The 16,142-nt window shown below is 41.7% G+C and carries 17 protein-coding genes; 4 read left to right on the forward strand and 13 right to left on the reverse strand.

Translation table 11 applies throughout. The features are described from left to right. Nucleotides 1-262: 262 nt before the first annotated feature. From hemF to Xkoz_RS08605, 4 genes are all read left to right on the forward strand, one after another. The gene (hemF, locus tag Xkoz_RS08590) at nt 263-1,171 is read left to right on the forward strand and encodes an oxygen-dependent coproporphyrinogen oxidase (protein ID WP_099141761.1); all 909 of its coding nucleotides are present in this window, start codon (nt 263-265) and stop codon (nt 1,169-1,171) included. A gap of 247 nt (nt 1,172-1,418) precedes the next feature. Continuing rightward, nucleotides 1,419-2,489 (forward strand): M4 family metallopeptidase, encoded by a 1,071-nt coding sequence (locus tag Xkoz_RS08595; RefSeq protein WP_099141762.1) that lies wholly within the window; start codon nt 1,419-1,421, stop codon nt 2,487-2,489. A 232-nt stretch (nt 2,490-2,721) separates the two neighbouring features. Further along, nucleotides 2,722-3,780 (forward strand): M4 family metallopeptidase, encoded by a 1,059-nt coding sequence (locus tag Xkoz_RS08600; RefSeq protein ID WP_099141763.1) that lies wholly within the window; start codon nt 2,722-2,724, stop codon nt 3,778-3,780. A gap of 282 nt (nt 3,781-4,062) precedes the next feature. After that, nucleotides 4,063-4,296, forward strand: coding sequence for a protealysin propeptide domain-containing protein (locus Xkoz_RS08605; RefSeq protein ID WP_099141764.1), 234 nt, complete (start codon nt 4,063-4,065; stop codon nt 4,294-4,296). A 382-nt stretch (nt 4,297-4,678) separates the two neighbouring features. Here Xkoz_RS08605 and der read toward each other — a convergent pair whose 3' ends face one another. From der to Xkoz_RS20820, 13 genes are all read right to left on the reverse strand, one after another. Then, complete coding sequence (der, locus tag Xkoz_RS08610) at nt 4,679-6,175, reverse strand: ribosome biogenesis GTPase Der (protein WP_099141765.1); 1,497 nt, start codon at nt 6,173-6,175, stop codon at nt 4,679-4,681. Between the two features lie 160 nt (nt 6,176-6,335). Next, nucleotides 6,336-7,508 carry an outer membrane protein assembly factor BamB gene (gene bamB / locus Xkoz_RS08615; RefSeq protein ID WP_099141766.1) on the reverse strand — a complete coding sequence of 391 codons (1,173 nt, stop codon included), beginning with the start codon at nt 7,506-7,508 and terminating at the stop codon, nt 6,336-6,338. A gap of 16 nt (nt 7,509-7,524) precedes the next feature. Next, entirely contained in the window at nt 7,525-8,145 is a 621-nt protein-coding gene (locus Xkoz_RS08620) for a YfgM family protein (RefSeq protein ID WP_099141767.1), read from the reverse strand. Between the two features lie 14 nt (nt 8,146-8,159). Next, a complete protein-coding gene (gene hisS / locus Xkoz_RS08625) occupies nt 8,160-9,437 on the reverse strand; it encodes a histidine--tRNA ligase (RefSeq protein ID WP_099141768.1) in 1,278 nt (425 codons plus the stop codon). A 173-nt stretch (nt 9,438-9,610) separates the two neighbouring features. Continuing rightward, the gene (ispG, locus tag Xkoz_RS08630; protein WP_099141769.1) at nt 9,611-10,732 is read right to left on the reverse strand and encodes a flavodoxin-dependent (E)-4-hydroxy-3-methylbut-2-enyl-diphosphate synthase; all 1,122 of its coding nucleotides are present in this window, start codon (nt 10,730-10,732) and stop codon (nt 9,611-9,613) included. Between the two features lie 91 nt (nt 10,733-10,823). After that, nucleotides 10,824-11,852: a cytoskeleton protein RodZ gene (gene rodZ, locus Xkoz_RS08635; protein WP_099141770.1), complete on the reverse strand. Its 1,029-nt coding sequence runs from the start codon at nt 11,850-11,852 to the stop codon at nt 10,824-10,826. 117 nt (nt 11,853-11,969) lie between these two features. Next, nucleotides 11,970-12,389, reverse strand: a complete 420-nt coding sequence (locus Xkoz_RS08640; RefSeq protein WP_099141771.1) for a tetratricopeptide repeat protein — start codon at nt 12,387-12,389, stop codon at nt 11,970-11,972. 71 nt (nt 12,390-12,460) lie between these two features. Then, nucleotides 12,461-13,639 (reverse strand): dual-specificity RNA methyltransferase RlmN, encoded by a 1,179-nt coding sequence (gene rlmN / locus Xkoz_RS08645; protein ID WP_099141772.1) that lies wholly within the window; start codon nt 13,637-13,639, stop codon nt 12,461-12,463. Between the two features lie 221 nt (nt 13,640-13,860). Further along, entirely contained in the window at nt 13,861-14,289 is a 429-nt protein-coding gene (ndk, locus tag Xkoz_RS08655) for a nucleoside-diphosphate kinase (RefSeq protein WP_099141773.1), read from the reverse strand. A 256-nt stretch (nt 14,290-14,545) separates the two neighbouring features. Then, on the reverse strand, nt 14,546-14,866 hold the full coding sequence (locus Xkoz_RS08660) for a hypothetical protein (protein ID WP_141554406.1): 321 nt from the start codon (nt 14,864-14,866) through the stop codon (nt 14,546-14,548). Between the two features lie 172 nt (nt 14,867-15,038). Continuing rightward, on the reverse strand, nt 15,039-15,245 hold the full coding sequence (locus tag Xkoz_RS08665) for a helix-turn-helix domain-containing protein (RefSeq protein WP_099141775.1): 207 nt from the start codon (nt 15,243-15,245) through the stop codon (nt 15,039-15,041). Between the two features lie 347 nt (nt 15,246-15,592). Continuing rightward, nucleotides 15,593-15,823: a DUF2975 domain-containing protein gene (locus Xkoz_RS25895; protein ID WP_099141776.1), complete on the reverse strand. Its 231-nt coding sequence runs from the start codon at nt 15,821-15,823 to the stop codon at nt 15,593-15,595. Further along, nucleotides 15,750-16,046 (reverse strand): hypothetical protein, encoded by a 297-nt coding sequence (locus Xkoz_RS20820; RefSeq protein WP_167386572.1) that lies wholly within the window; start codon nt 16,044-16,046, stop codon nt 15,750-15,752. Before Xkoz_RS20820 ends, Xkoz_RS25895 begins: the two co-directional genes overlap by 74 nt. Between the last annotated feature and the right edge of the window lie 96 nt (nt 16,047-16,142).

Below are 16,142 nucleotides of genomic sequence, written 5' to 3' on the forward strand. Positions count from 1 at the left end.
ACACTCATCATTGTCACCTCAATAGCTCCCGACGAAGTGCGCTGCAACCTCTCATAAGTTCAGAACGTTTAGCGTACTGACCTCTTTTTATTGAGCACAAATTCACTCTTATTCTTTCTTTTCTTCCACATTGTTCTTATCTTATGTTTTGTTTATAGGTTTGTTCAGCGTTTTATGTATAAACAATTGTATAAATAAACAAAAATAAACCCATTAAAAAATGATATTTATCTAAACATTATCAATAGGTTATGATTTAATTATGAATATACCTAATATATATCAAGTTAAGAATTTTTTCCTTTCATTACAGGATCACCTCTGCAAGCAACTGGAACAACTCGATGGTCAGGCAACCTTCATGGAAGATCGCTGGCAACGGGAAGAAGGTGGTGGCGGGCAAAGCCGGCTATTGACGGAAGGTCAGGTTTTTGAAAAAGCGGGCGTCAATTTTTCCCATATCACAGGGGCTTCACTGCCCGCTTCTGCCACAGCCCATCGCCCTGAATTAGCCGGCCGCAGTTATCAGGCTATGGGTGTTTCTCTTGTCATCCATCCAATTAACCCTTATGTCCCAACCAGTCATGCTAATGTGCGTTTCTTTATTGCTGAAAAAGAAGGAGAAACGCCGGTATGGTGGTTTGGCGGTGGTTTTGATCTCACGCCTTATTATGGCTTTGAAGAAGATGCTATTCATTGGCACACCGTTGCCAAGAATTTGTGTCAACCTTTTGGTGATGATGTTTATCCCAAATATAAAAAATGGTGTGATGATTACTTTTTTATTAAGCATCGCAATGAGCCGCGTGGTATTGGGGGTCTGTTTTATGATGACCTGAATACGCCTGATTTTGATACCTGCTTTAGTTTTACGCAAGCCGTCGGGAATGGATTCTTATCTGCCTATTTACCTATTGTAGAACAGCGAAAAAATATAACCTGGGGTGATCGCGAAAGACAATTTCAATTATATCGCCGAAGCCGCTATGTTGAATTCAACCTTGTTTGGGACAGAGGAACACTTTTTGGCCTGCAAAGTGGCGGAAGAACGGAATCAATATTAATGTCCATGCCTCCATTAGTACGTTGGGAATATGGTTATTCTCCAGAAGCTGGCTCGCCTGAATCTGAATTACACACATCATTTTTGATAAAAAAAGATTGGGTATGACAATTAAAAACAGGAATATAAGATCATTTATTTATTCCTGTTTTATGCCTTATTTTTAACAAAATAAATCTAAAAAATAAGTTATTTATCATAATACTGATAAAAACATTTATTATTTTTCATTAGCAATACCCTGCCATAAAAAGTCAATGCTTATACTAATGACTCCCCTATTAATTAAAGCTAGTATCCAATTCGGGCCCGAAAAAAACGAATACAATATCTAACAACAAAATAGGGTATTAATATGAGCAATAATCAAACCAATATATATAGCTTAATTCCTCCATTTGTTCTGGAGTATATCTCTGATGATTGTGATACATGTGCTCATCAATATGTATTAAAGACATTAGATCATGTTTATCAATTGATGAATGTTCCTACTAAAGGGATTATTTCCCGGCAGGATAAACAAGAAACTAAAACAGAGATGGATGATAAACTGTATCGCACTATCTATGATGCTGACCATGAAGAGAAATTCCCAGGAGAAAAGTTATCCCGCAATGAAGGTATGCCAGAGAGTTCAGATAATTCAGTTAATGAGGCTTATGAGTATCTTGGTAAGACTCATGAATTCTATAAACACGTTTTCGGCCGCAAATCTCTTGATAACAGAGGGATCAAGTTAGTTGCTACCGTACATTATGGAGAAAATTATCTGAATGCATTCTGGACCAGAAAACAAATGGTATTTGGTGATGGTGACGGGAAATATTTCAACCGTTTCACCTCTGCTATCGACATCATCGCTCATGAATTAACCCATGGCGTCATCGAAAGTGAAGCCAGCCTGGATTATGTCTACCAATCTGGTGCACTGAATGAATCCATCGCAGACGTATTTGGCATCATGGTCAAACAATATGTCAATAACCAAAAAGTCGATGAATCCAACTGGTTATTAGGCCAGGGTTTACTGGGACCAAAGTTTAACCCGGAGAATAAACCAGAGGTTGCCTTACGTAGTTTTATTAACCCCGGCAGTGCATTTTCTGGAGATAAGCAAGTTGGTCATATGGATCAATATGAAGACCTTCCCTTTGTCATTGATAATGGAGGCGTTCACCTATATTCAGGCATTCCAAACAGAGCGTTTTATTTAGTAGCGATGGAATTGGGGGGCTATGCCTGGGAAAAAGCAGGGAAAATTTGGTACGAAACGCTACTGGATAAGCGTCTGTCTTCAGATGCTGATTTCGAGGATTTTGCCAAACTGACAATTGATAATGCCGAAAAGTTATTTAGCAAAAAGGTATCAGATATTGTTAGTAATAGCTGGAAAGAAGTGGGGGTTCTACTTTCCAAAAAATAATTTAATTAATATTAATAAAATATCAATTCCAATTTTAAGCAGTAACACTAAGATAATCTTAAAATAAATAATAAAGGGTTAAGGACTACCCTTTATTATATTTATAAATTAACACATTAGAACCTAACAAAAACACCTTCCATTAGTAGTAAACACCACCATTTGGACTAATAATTAATTAAGGCCCTAGAAATAAAAATATGCATAACACCTAAAAAGCGGGGGTAATATCATGTGCAATCATCAAGACAAATTAAATAAATCAGGTATCATTCCACCCTATTTATTAGAATATGTTGTTAAAATTTGTGGTCAAATCGATAAAGCATACATATTAAAAACATTAGATCATGTTTATAATTTAATGAATAACCCTGCCGAAATGGATATTTCCATTCATGGATATCAGCCAGGTTCTGACAATAAATTAAACAGAACTATTTATAATGCTGAATATAATGATCAATATCCAGGAAGAAAATTAATTTTAAGAGAAGGAATGACTATAAATTCTGATACTTCAGCCACTGAAGCTTATCATTATCTTGGTAAGACATATGAGTTTTACAAAACAGTTTTTGGCCGCAATTCTATTGATAACAAAGGTCTTAAATTAGTTGCTACAGTGCATTACCAAAAAAACTATATGAATGCATTTTGGGATAATAATCAGATGGTTTTTGGCGATGGTTATACGCCCTATTTTAATCGCTTTACCTCCTGCATCGATATTACTGCACATGAACTCACCCACGGGGTAACTGAAAGTGAAGCAAATCTTGATTATGCTTATCAATCAGGGGCACTAAACGAATCTATCTCAGACGTATTCGGTATTATGGTGAAGCAGTATGCTAATAACCAAAAAGCCAGCGAATCTGATTGGTTGATAGGCCAAGGAATATTTGGTCCAGCCCTTAATCCAGACAAAAATCCTAATGTCGCCTTGCGTTCATTCAAAAACCCCGGAACTGCAAATTCCAAAGATAACCAAATCGGTCATATGAACGAATATCAGGATTTATCTGTCAGAGATGATAATGGCGGTGTTCACAAATATTCTGGTATTCCCAATAAAGCCTTCTACTTGTTGGCAACAGAATTGGGGGGATATGCGTGGGAACAAGCCGGAAAAATTTGGTATAACACATTATTGGACAAACGATTATCCCATAAAGCCAGTTTTAATGATTTTGCACAGCTCACCGTTGACAATGCTAACACATTATTTGGTAAGAAAATTTCAGCCATTGTAACCCATTCATGGAAACAAGTCGGAACCCTAATTTAAAAGCATATTTCTTTAATCACTAAAGACCAGGGAAGGTCTTGATTATATTTTACGTTTTCGTTATTCACCTTTACCAAAAAATCAAGCAATAAAACCAAAGCATTAAATTTTTCAGGCTCATAGCTTACCAATATCCTCTAATTAAAGCCCTATACCTTCGATCACATCAAATTAATGATCTAAATTTACATCTTTAGTAGTGACTAACATGGTTAGTTTGACTACTATTTGAATGAGTCAAAATATACACCAGCACGATAACAAACAAAATAGGGCATTGCTATGAGTAACAATAAAGCAAGAAAACAAAATATAATCCCCCCTTATTTATTGGAGTATATTGCAAAAATTTGTGATGCTAATGATCAAAAGTGTGTTTTGAATACATTAGATCATGTGAATAAACTGATGAAGCAATCAACCACAGAATCCGCCTTAGACTCTAAAGATGAGCCGGTAGTATATAAAAATAAAAACCTTGAACCAGAAGAGAGTTATTCATTATCAGGGAAGTAGAATTACTCATTGATTTATCTACTCTTTAAGACAATCAGGAAGAAAAAATCTATGTTAATCGCGTCTGGTATACAGTGAAGTCACCGGTGGCTTTGAAAATTTGAATAACCAGCTATACCAATCTAACTTCAAGATGCGTGTGATTTCTCCCCGCGAAGCGGGGAGAAATCAGGTTTCATATCGTGTTGTAAATTGCAACTTGAAGTTTAATGCGTATAGATTAACTCTATTTATCATTTTTTATGATGATTAACTCACTCTTTAAAAAAGAGTGACAGGAATGAAACCACTAAGCTATTATTTGCAATAAAAAATAATCATAAATACACTCAATAATAAAGGGCTAAAAATAGCCCTTTATCTATACCAAGATTTTAAATCATTAACGTTTTTTCATATGTTCCATTAAACGTTTACGTTTACGAAGCTGAGATGTTGTTAATGTATTTTTCTTATTTGCATAAGGGTTGGCCCCTTCCTTAAACTGGATGCGAATAGGTGTTCCCATCACTTTTAAAGAACGGCGGAAATAATTCATTAAATAACGCTTATAGGAATCCGGTAGATTTGTTACCTGATTACCATGAATAACCACGATAGGTGGATTATGTCCACCAGCATGGGCATATTTCATTTTCACCCTGCGACCGCGGATCATCGGTGGCTGGTGATCATCTTCTGCCATGTGCATTATACGGGTCAATAAAGAAGTACTAACGCGACGGGTCGCACTTTCATAGGCTTCCGCAATTGACTCAAATAAATTCCCAACGCCACTACCATGTAGCGCAGAAATAAAGTGAACACGGGCAAAATCAACAAAACCTAAGCGTAGATCAAGCATATCCTTGACGTGATCTTTATCTTCCTGACTCATGCCATCCCATTTATTGATGGCGATGACCAGAGAACGACCACTGTTAAGAATAAAACCGAGCAGGGAGAGATCTTGATCAGAAATGCCTTCACGGGCATCCACGACCAGCAGCACAACATTGGCATCTTCAATCGCCTGAAGCGTTTTAATCACAGAGAACTTTTCAACCGTTTCAGTGATTTTTCCACGCTTACGAACACCCGCTGTATCAATCAAAATATATTCACGGCCATCACGCTCCATGGGAATATAAATGCTGTCACGGGTTGTACCTGGCATATCATAAACAACAACGCGTTCTTCACCCAGAATACGGTTGGTTAATGTGGATTTCCCCACATTAGGGCGGCCAACAATCGCAAGTTTCAGAGGCAAGGTTGAATAATCAAATACCTCTTCCTCTTTTTCTTGTTCAGCAGAAGCCTCCAATTCGGCTTGTTCCATTTCCGCCCAATATGCAGCGTTAGCCTCTTCTTCCGTTAATTCGACTTCTTCTTCCGTCCCTTCTTTATCAGAAAACGGCAGCAACGCACGCTCGATCAGTTGCGTGACACCACGACCATGAGAAGCAGCGATGGAGTAAATATCGCCCAACCCCAGTGAATAAAATTCAGCTATAGAAGTCTCAATATCGATACCATCGGTTTTATTCGCTACCAAAAAAGTGGCTTTTTCACGGCTACGCAAGTGCTTGGCAATCGCATGGTCGGCCGGCATCAATCCCGATCTAGCATCAACCATAAACAGAACAATATCAGCCTCTTCTATGGCCATAAGAGATTGCGCAGCCATGTGCGTTTCTACGCCATCTTCTGTACCATCGATACCCCCTGTATCAATGATGATGAACTCCTGTCCTTCAACCTCTGCCCGTCCATACTTACGATCACGGGTTAAGCCAGGGAAATCCGCTACCAGCGCATCTCTGGTTCGGGTTAATCGGTTAAATAAGGTGGATTTTCCAACATTGGGGCGCCCAACCAGCGCAACGACAGGTATCATTTTTTTGATGCCTCATGACTAAATTTAAATCGATATCCTGCTGGCAGTGTCTTCTTACTCTCATTCACCACAGCAAGATACAAGATACTAAAAAGACGAAACGGCTCCTGTTACTGCCCAGGAGCCGTATAATATTGTGTTAGTTAAAACACGCTTAGCATTAGCGGGTATACAGATAAACTGTCCCGTCCTTCGCTTGTACCATCAGCTTATCACTGGCAACAACCGGACGACTCAACAGGCCGGAACCATCCACCTTATTTTGCGCCACAAATTTGCCATCAGCCATATTTAACCAATGCAGATAACCTTCAGAGTCACCAACAACCAAATAGCCATTATACATTTCCGGGGCTGTCAGGTTACGGTGCGAGAGAGAATTTTGCGACCATAATGTCACACCATCACTCTTACGCAGAGACAAAATACGGTCGTCTTGATCAACAATGAAAATGTTGCTGTCCGTGACCACCATATCATTCACTGATCCAAGATCACGTTTCCAAATGATCTGGCCTGAACGCATATCCATTGCCACTAAGTTGCCATTATAGGCAATAGCGTAAATGACATTGTCAGAAATGATCGGTGTCATATCAACATCATTCAGGCGATCTATTTCGGTAGAACCTGTTACCTGAGAAATACGCTGTTGCCAAATCAGTTGCCCCTCAGACAACAGAACTGCACTGACTCGACCATTGTCACCACCGACAATAGCTGCACCATAAGCCACGGCAGGGGCAGATTCACCACGAACGGATAATGGAAGTGTATCCAGGTTAACTGACCAGGCAACACTCCCATCGGTTTCGTTCAATGCCTGCAACATGCCATTGCCTGTATGGATCAAGACCAGGCCATCACTCACTACAGGATGGGACAACGCTTCGCCAGCAACTGTTGACTCCCATTCAACCTTACCGTTTGTTACATCCAGTGCAATAACTTTTGCCCTTTCCGTTCCGACATACAGGCGATCACCGGATACCGTCAAACCACCAGAAAGCAGTGCCGACAAGCGAGATGACAATAAACCGGTTTTTTCTGACAGATCCGTTGCCCATAGCTCTTTACCGCTGTCTATGTCAAATGCTTTGACAATACCGCGACGATCGGCAACATAAGCTGTTGAACCCTGCCAGGTTGGCGACAAATGGGAATAATACTGCCCAGTGCCACTCCCAACAGACTTATCCCAAACGATACGCGGTTTGAATTGATTTTCAACCTTCGGTAACGGTGACATTGTTACCGTATCCTGTTCGCTTGAACAACCGGCCAGCAGAACAGAAGCAACCAGCCCAACCAAGAGTGTTTTTCGCAGTTGCATTATAAAGTTGACTCCCTTAGTTGGATAAATTATTAAGTTTGATTTTCATAAGATTCTTAATTACCTGCGGGCCATCAAGTCCAAGCCCGGTGGAATAAGCTGCACGAGCACCCGCAATATCCCCTTTTTTCGCCAGAATATCCCCACGAATATCCTCAACCATAACCTGCCATCCTTTGCCTTTGACCAGTTCCAGCGTTTTCAATGCAGCGTCCGTTTTATCTTCCGCCAATTGAACCCTGGCCAGACGTAGGTTAGACAGTGTCTGCATGTTTTCATCTTTAGCTTTACTGGATGCTGTCAGCAAATTTTTCTCTGCCTGAGCCAGGTTATTCTGGGCAACAGCCTGTTTTGCGAGTTCCAGATCAGCCATGACACCGTAAACATTATCCGTTTCATTAGCGAATTTTTCGACGGCAGCAACACCTTCCTTCGACCCTGACGCCAACGAATTGTTCAATCCTTCAAACACTGCCGCCGTATTATGTAATTGGTTTGTTTGGTGAGTTAGCCAGTAGCGCCAACCGACCAAAGCCCCAATGCCCAGTACCAAGCCAACAGCAAGGTATTTACCGTTAGTAAAGAAAAAACGCTTTATCGCGTTAACTTGTTCAGTTTCAGTGGTATAGACTTGCACTAGAGTCTCTCTCCTTAGCCTAACAATTCGCTCAAACGCGCTGCGACCGCTTGTTGTGACAACGTTTCTTGTTCACCGTTGCGTAAATCTTTCACTGTGATCGTACCCGCTTGAATTTCATCTTCCCCAAGGAGCAAGGCAACCTTGGCACCGTGTTTACCTGCACGGGTTAACTGTTTCTTAAAGTTACCACCGCCATGATTAGTCATCAGACGTAATTCTGGCAGTTGATCACGGATTGTCTCTGCCAGTATCAATGCCGCTTGTTGACTGCCTTCACCCAAGGAAGAGAGATAAACATCGGCAACTGTCAGATCAGCGACAAAATCAGGATTAACCTCCTGCACTAACAACACCATGCGTTCCATACCCATGGCAAAACCAACGGCGGGTGTTGCTTTACCGCCCAATTGCTCAACCAGGCTGTCGTAACGACCACCGGCACAGACAGTTCCCTGTGCACCCAATGCCGATGTTACCCATTCAAAAACAGTGCGGTTGTAATAATCAAGGCCGCGAACCAGACGCTGGTTGATACGGTATTTGATACCTGCGTTATCAAGTATCTGACACAATCCAGCAAAGTGCTCTTTTGACTCGGTATCAAGATAATCAAACAACTCAGGTGCGTCATTCAGCAGTTGCTGAATTTCAGGGTTTTTAGAGTCCAGTACGCGCAGTGGGTTGGTATACATGCGGCGTTGGCAATCTTCGTCCAACTTCTCTTTGTGTTGTTCAAGGAACGCCACCAGTGCCTCACGATAATTGGCACGCGCTTCTAATGAGCCAATTGAGTTCAATTCAAGCGTCACATGATCAGCAATGCCGAGTTCGCGCCACCAACGTGCGGTCATTAAAATCAGTTCAGCATCAATATCTGGCCCTTGCAAGCCAAACACTTCAGCCCCCAATTGGTGAAATTGACGATAGCGGCCTTTTTGTGGACGTTCATAACGGAACATAGGCCCGATATACCATAAGCGCTGTTCCTGATTGTACAGCAGACCATGCTGGATACCGGCGCGAACACATCCTGCGGTATTTTCTGGGCGCAGGGTGAGACTTTCACCATTGCGATCGTCAAAGGTATACATCTCTTTTTCGACAACATCGGTGACTTCCCCAATTGCACGTTTGAATAACGGGGTCTGCTCTACAATCGGTGTCCGAATTTCGCTGAAACCATAACCTGACAGAACACGTTTTACCGTTGATTCAACTCGTTGCCAGATGGCTGTTTCGGCAGGAAGGCAGTCGTTCATGCCACGAATAGCTGGGATATTTTTTGCCACGTTTTATCTCTTATTAATATTTATACAATGCCGTCGATTATAAAAGCGAATACTTACCAGGTTCAATCTGCAAGCAAAAGTATATGCCTATCTCCCCAATAAACTCGCTAGATAAGGGGCATAAAATAACAGGCATAGCTGACCCATAATAATATGAGCCAGCATTAAACATATTACTCATCAATCTGGTTGATGCTGATCCGGTTATTGGTATCAAGGATCGCAGCCTTCGCCCGGATTTTCGCTTCAAGTTGATCAATCAAGTTGTTATTGTCGAGACGCTCTTTTTGACGGATGCCATCTTCATAGAAACCACTTTTTGTTTTCGCGCCCGTTACACCCAGCGTTGAAACTTCTGCTTCTCCAGGACCATTCACCACACAACCAATGATAGAAATATCCATCGGTGTGACTAAGTCTTCCAGTCGCTGCTCAAGTGCATTAACCGTACCGATAACGTCAAACTCTTGACGTGAACACGTTGGGCAGGCAATGAAATTAATGCCCCTTGAGCGAATACGCAATGCTTTCAGAATATCAAAACCGACCTTAACTTCTTCCACTGGGTCTGCGGCCAACGAGATGCGCAGCGTATCACCAATGCCTTCTGACAACAAAATGCCAAGCCCAATGGAAGATTTCACCGCGCCAGCACGGGCACCGCCTGCTTCAGTAATCCCCAGATGTAACGGTTGATCGATTTTCTTCGCCAGTAAACGATAGGCCCCAACCGCCAGGAAAACGTCAGAAGCCTTGACGCTCACCTTAAATTGGTCGAAATTCAGCCGATCAAGAATATCCACATGACGCATGGCTGATTCAACCAACGCTTCTGGTGTGGGTTCACCGTATTTTTCCTGGAGATCTTTTTCCAGCGATCCCCCATTCACCCCAATGCGAATTGGGATGTTATTGTGGCGGGCACAATCCACCACCTGACGGATACGATCTTCGTTACCGATATTGCCAGGATTGATGCGCAGACAATCAACACCATATTCCGCGACTTTCAATGCAATGCGGTAATCGAAATGAATATCGGCAACAAGCGGAATATTGACCTGTTGTTTGATGGATTTAAACGCTTCGGCTGCATCCATTGTTGGTACAGAAACCCGAACGATATCAACACCTACACGCTCTAACGCCTTAATTTGGTTGACCGTCGCGTCAACATCCGTTGTTCGTGTGTTAGTCATTGATTGCACCGCAATCGGTGCACCATCCCCGATGGGAACATTACCGACATAAATACGCGTAGATTTACGTCTTTTTATCGGTGATTCATTGTGCATTTTTACATTACTCCCCTACATCCCTGTATTTTTGTTTATAAGAATTACAACTATGCTGTGGTGAATAATTTTGCCAAAACCGTTGAAGAATTTATTTCAGTGTGAGTTTAGCCGCAGTGCCTTTTTTCACGAAGGCATTCAGATCCACCGGTTTTCCCTGGAACTGGATCTTAACCTGAGCAGGAGCACCAATATTCACCGAGTAAGGCAAATCGCCGGACAGTTTTAGGTTATCCCCTTTCTTTTTGATCCCACTAAACAGCATCTTACCTTTAGCATCTTTGACGGATAACCAGCATTCACCATTGAAATCTATCACTAATTCATTGGTGCCCGCAGCGCTGATACCGGTGATATCAGTCGATGACGGACTTACAACTGGACTATTTTTCCCTGTCACCCCTGCATTAGCGGCCACTGTATTTTCTGATGTTGCATTTGCTGCTGATTGATTAACTGACAGGGGTACAGTTTTAGGCTGCGCTGCTGTAGAGGTTGAGATATTGCTGTTTACTTCTGCGCCATTTACCTCTGTTGGCAATGTTTTTTCTTGCGAAGCAGGATGTTGGTCAGCCGCTGCGGATTGATTTTCTTTAAGAGATGCGGCGACATTATCTTCTCCAGTGGCGGAATTTTCAGAACCTGTGACCTGACTCTGACTATTCTGGGCATGGGATTGTGCAGCCATTGACGACAGTTCTGTTTGTTGTACCTTATAGTTCTGCCACCACCACAAGACTGTCATTCCTAATAATACAATGATCACAGCCCAGGTTATCTTCATTAACCAACCGTCACGCTTCTTACGTTTTTTCCCCGAAGAGAAACTTTGCATAGGGGCAGTTTTTATGGCTTTGGAGGGTATCTGTTTATCTAAGAGACTCAAAATCTCAGATTCAGGCACCTGAACCAATTTTGCATAGGCACGAATATATCCACGGAAAAACGTCGGTGAAATATTTGGCGGGATATTATCTTCTTCAATATCACGAACAGTGGACAGTTTAAGACACAAGCGATCTGCCACAGTTTGCTGAGAAAGTTCATGTTTTTCACGAGCCTGACGCAGGATCTGACCTGTTGTCAGATTGGCTTCTTCTGGGTAAGTTTCAGTCTTCATTAGCAAGGGATACTGGTACTGTTCTAGGTTAAAGAATTTACGCAAATTAAATTAATAGGACACATCAATTTAACTTGTGTAGCGAAATCATCAAATTACTGTGTTCAACACAGAAAATCATCTATCACAACTATAACGGCTTGTATTATCTTGCCTATTCTCCGTGATCAATTGCTCAGCTTTTTCATACTGTTTTTGCTCACAAAGAAAAATATAATAGTGACGTACTACGGTATCACTTCCAGCCGCATACTGCATAGCCATTCTATAATGCTGGCTGGCGGTTTCTGGGTGGCCTGCATACTGTTCATGCAGTGCCATACCCAGGTGTGCCTCTGGATGACGAGGGTCCGCCAGCAAGATTTTTTGAAAATGATATTTAGCGGCCGACAAATTTCGTTCCGCCAAATAAGCCTTCCCTAACTGTAATCGTGTATCTATGGCAACACCCTGATGAACGCGATGCGGCGAGCGTTCTGCACACCCCGTTAACAGGCCAAAACAAACTATAGACCAAATTATTGATTTCCGTATCATAGCATCTTCATTTATAAGGATATGTTAAACTTTGCCAAATTTTTAGCCAGTAATCGATTTTAAACAAAAAATTAGACTGTTTTTACCTGAATAGGTTCACCTGTCAGGCGTTTTTTCAATGTCCGTTTTGTTCTATCGATGACATCACCGGCCAGCTGTCCACAGGCGGCATCAATATCATCACCCCTCGTTTTACGCACGATGGTTGTAAAGCCATATCCCATCAGAACCTTGGAAAAACGGTCGATGCGACTGTTCGAGCTGCGTCCATAAGGTGCACCTGGGAACGGGTTCCACGGGATCAGGTTGATCTTGCTGGGCGTATCTTTCAGGCATTCTGCCAATTGATGGGCCTGCTCAACACTGTCATTGACATGGTCAAGCATCACATACTCTACGGTCACCCTTCCCTGATTAGCATTGGATTTTTCCAGGTAACGACGTACTCCTGCCAGGAACTCTTCAATATTATATTTACGGTTAATTGGCACAATTTCGTCACGAACGTCGTCAGTCGGTGCATGCAAGGAAATGGCTAATGCAACATCGATCATATCCCCCAATTTATCCAATGCAGGGACAACACCAGACGTTGACAATGTCACACGGCGCTTCGACAGACCAAAGCCGAAATCATCCATCATAATTTCCATTGCGGGGACGACATTATTCAAATTAAGTAATGGTTCTCCCATCCCCATCATTACCACGTTAGTAATGGGGCGACGGCCACTGGATTTCAGTGAACCTATAATTTTGGCGGCACGCCAGACTTGACCAATAATTTCGGAGACTCGCAGGTTACGGTTAAAGCCCTGCTGAGCCGTAGAACAAAATTTACACTCTAAAGCACATCCCACCTGAGATGAAACACACAATGTCGCGCGATCATCTTCTGGGATATAAACCGTTTCAACCTGTTGATCACCGACAGTAATCGCCCATTTGATAGTGCCATCAGCGGAGCGTTGTTCTTCTGCCACTTCGGGCGCCCTGATTTCGGCAACTTGTTGCAATTTTGCCCTGAGCACTTTGTTGATATCGGTCATCTGCTCAAAATCGTCATAGCAATAGTGGTAAATCCATTTCATGACCTGATCGGCACGAAAAGGTTTCTCGCCCATATCGATAAAGAATTGACGCATTTGTTTACGGTTAAGGTCGAGCAAATTGATTTTGCCGCTTTTCTTTTCAGGCGTGACAGATACGGCGGAAGTTGAAGGTGGTACGGTTTCGTTAAGTTGGGACATTGTTACATTGCCTCGTTGTTACACTTTCGGCTCTATGCTGATCTAATTTCAGCATTAAGTTTTCATGCGGTGACTGCCAGTTCAATGCTCATTCGCTCTTTTAACACGAGCTATGTTGAATGGACATCGAAATAAAATAATAAACGCCCCACTGAACCAAATCAGTGGGGCGCCTCATTGTACAAACTTTACTGTTTATATGCTATATGCAGCCAAAAGCTTTAGCAGCGAGGAAAGACTTCATCATGACTGAAAAAATAAGCAATCTCGCGGGTTGCAGATTCGATAGAGTCCGAGCCGTGAACTGCATTTTCAGTAAAGCTGTCCGCGTAGTCTGCACGTAAAGTGCCTGCCAATGCATTAGCGGGATTAGTGGCACCCATCAGATCACGGTGACGTTGTACGGCATTTTCACCTTCTAAAACTTGTACCATGATTGGGCCAGAGGTCATAAACGCCACCAGACCATCAAAGAAAGGGCGGCCTTTGTGTTCAGCATAAAAACCTTCCGCTTGTTCGCGAGTCAAATGCAGCATTTTAGCCGCAATGATTTTAAACCCTGCGCTTTCAAAACGGGCATAGATAGAACCGATAGCATCTTTCTTTACGGCATTGGGTTTAATAATAGAAAAAGTACGTTCAATTGTCATTGAGTAACCTCTTTGGCACTTTCAGCGATGATTCATTTTAATTTTTATGCCCCAGACAAAACTAAGGAGCAACGCTACCCTGTATCTGACAGGAATAAAAATAGGCGTTGATTATAGGAGGAGAGTTTCTGCTTGCCTACAAAAAACATAACATTTCATTAAAACTTTCTTAGCGAAAATATCATTTTTTAGCATAAATCACATTTTCGCTCCGTGACACCCGGTAAAAATGATAATTCTATAAAACAATGCCCGTTCAGGCGATGAAATTCCAGACAGCCAAGCTGACTAAGATCATGGAATTGGCATTTTTCACGAAATCAGTTTGCATAATATACCAATCCAACTTCAAGTTGCCGTTTGCAAACCAACGAGAGTGTTTATATCTCCCCGCTACGCGGGGAGATATAAGACGCATCTTGAAAGGCGATTGGTATATATCCTGTTTGCTCTCATCAGAGACTTGAAATTGCCCGGTAAACTTTTCTTTGGGATTTTGGCTGGTTTTATCTGACGTACCAATGATGCTGATAGTATATTTGTGCCCTGCGGGCAATAGATCGGTACATTCTCTCAAGGCGCCCTGACCGGTTATCTTTTGATTATCCGTTATTAATGTATCAGCAAACGAAACAGGTAGATAAAATGCAGCCAGCAGCAAAACATAGGAAAAAAATTTTCATTTTTTCCTCACTCTATTTACGTTGAATTAATAATAAACACGCTCTTATTTATGCTAATTCTTTGCCTTAATCGTCTTTGAATTCCAATATATCTCCTGGCTGGCAATGCAAATATTGGCAAATAGCATTCAAGGTAGAAAACCGAATCCCTTTAATTTTTCCTGTTTTCAACAAAGAAAGATTCTGTTCAGTAATACCAATAGCTCGTGCTAAATCTTTAGATTTAACTTTTTGTTTCGCCATCATCACATCCAGATTGATAAGAATTGCCACGCTATCCCCTACACAATGCTCTGATTTTCGTCGTATACGCATTAAACTTCAAGTTGCAATTTACAACACGATATGAAACCTAATTTCTCCCCGCTTCGCGGGGAGAAATCACACGCATCTTGAAGTTAGATTGGTATATATATTACATGCCTGGTAAAGAATACGCGAAATAATAGCCAGACAAACTGAAATAAAAATCGCGACAAAATGACCCGTCGTTAAACTCAATGAGATAAATCGTTCACCCACTGGTGCTCCCATTGTTAACCACCCTGTTAATATATACCCGTCGTCTTTCAAGTTGCCGCTTTGTTGGCTGCGCTCATTCACCCCAGTCACAGAGTTATCTATGCTCCTGGGGGTTCATTCCCTTGCCGCCGCGCCGCATCTTGAAATCCATAGGGTATAGGCTCGCAAAAAATGTCTAAAATACTCCATAAGATGACTCCCCAACCTGCATATTCCAAATACTTAACAGTACGCTTGGAAAAATAATCCCCTTTTCTATAATTGCCAAACAATCGATGAAAAGCGAAAAAACGCCCAATCAACGATAGGAGTGGGATCGTCGATATCAAATATTCCCCCCGTTAATCTCCATGCGCTCAATGTCCCCCGGTCGAAGCTGGACAATATTCTTTCAGTTAACGAAAAACCTAATCCATATCTTCCCAAAATTAGCTTTGGCTCCAACCAACTGAAAATATTGATCGCTATCATGAGAATAATAATTAACAAAGATAATCTGGACATCACCAGGCTGAGTGTCGTCATGTATGTCAGTTTTTCAGAGGGTATCATGCTTATGTCTCATCAATTAACATGATCAAACCATAGACCATTATTATCGTAAAACAATAATTTATTCATCTAAAACATGAATAAATTAGATGTAAA

Source organism: Xenorhabdus kozodoii, from assembly GCF_002632875.1.
GTDB lineage: Bacteria > Pseudomonadota > Gammaproteobacteria > Enterobacterales > Enterobacteriaceae > Xenorhabdus > Xenorhabdus kozodoii.

Bases quoted from the DNA above. Each gene is read 5' to 3' on its own strand.
- Xkoz_RS20820 (WP_167386572.1), bottom strand. From the start codon at position 16,046: ATGATACCCTCTGAAAAACTGACATACATGACGACACTCAGCCTGGTG.
- Xkoz_RS08640 (WP_099141771.1), bottom strand. From the start codon at position 12,389: ATGATACGGAAATCAATAATTTGGTCTATAGTTTGTTTTGGCCTGTTA.
- ispG (WP_099141769.1), bottom strand. From the start codon at position 10,732: ATGCACAATGAATCACCGATAAAAAGACGTAAATCTACGCGTATTTAT.
- der (WP_099141765.1), bottom strand. From the start codon at position 6,175: ATGATACCTGTCGTTGCGCTGGTTGGGCGCCCCAATGTTGGAAAATCC.
- hemF (WP_099141761.1), top strand. From the start codon at position 263: ATGAATATACCTAATATATATCAAGTTAAGAATTTTTTCCTTTCATTA.
- bamB (WP_099141766.1), bottom strand. From the start codon at position 7,508: ATGCAACTGCGAAAAACACTCTTGGTTGGGCTGGTTGCTTCTGTTCTG.
- Xkoz_RS08600 (WP_099141763.1), top strand. From the start codon at position 2,722: ATGTGCAATCATCAAGACAAATTAAATAAATCAGGTATCATTCCACCC.
- Xkoz_RS08605 (WP_099141764.1), top strand. From the start codon at position 4,063: ATGAGTAACAATAAAGCAAGAAAACAAAATATAATCCCCCCTTATTTA.
- ndk (WP_099141773.1), bottom strand. From the start codon at position 14,289: ATGACAATTGAACGTACTTTTTCTATTATTAAACCCAATGCCGTAAAG.
- rlmN (WP_099141772.1), bottom strand. From the start codon at position 13,639: ATGTCCCAACTTAACGAAACCGTACCACCTTCAACTTCCGCCGTATCT.
- Xkoz_RS08595 (WP_099141762.1), top strand. From the start codon at position 1,419: ATGAGCAATAATCAAACCAATATATATAGCTTAATTCCTCCATTTGTT.
- rodZ (WP_099141770.1), bottom strand. From the start codon at position 11,852: ATGAAGACTGAAACTTACCCAGAAGAAGCCAATCTGACAACAGGTCAG.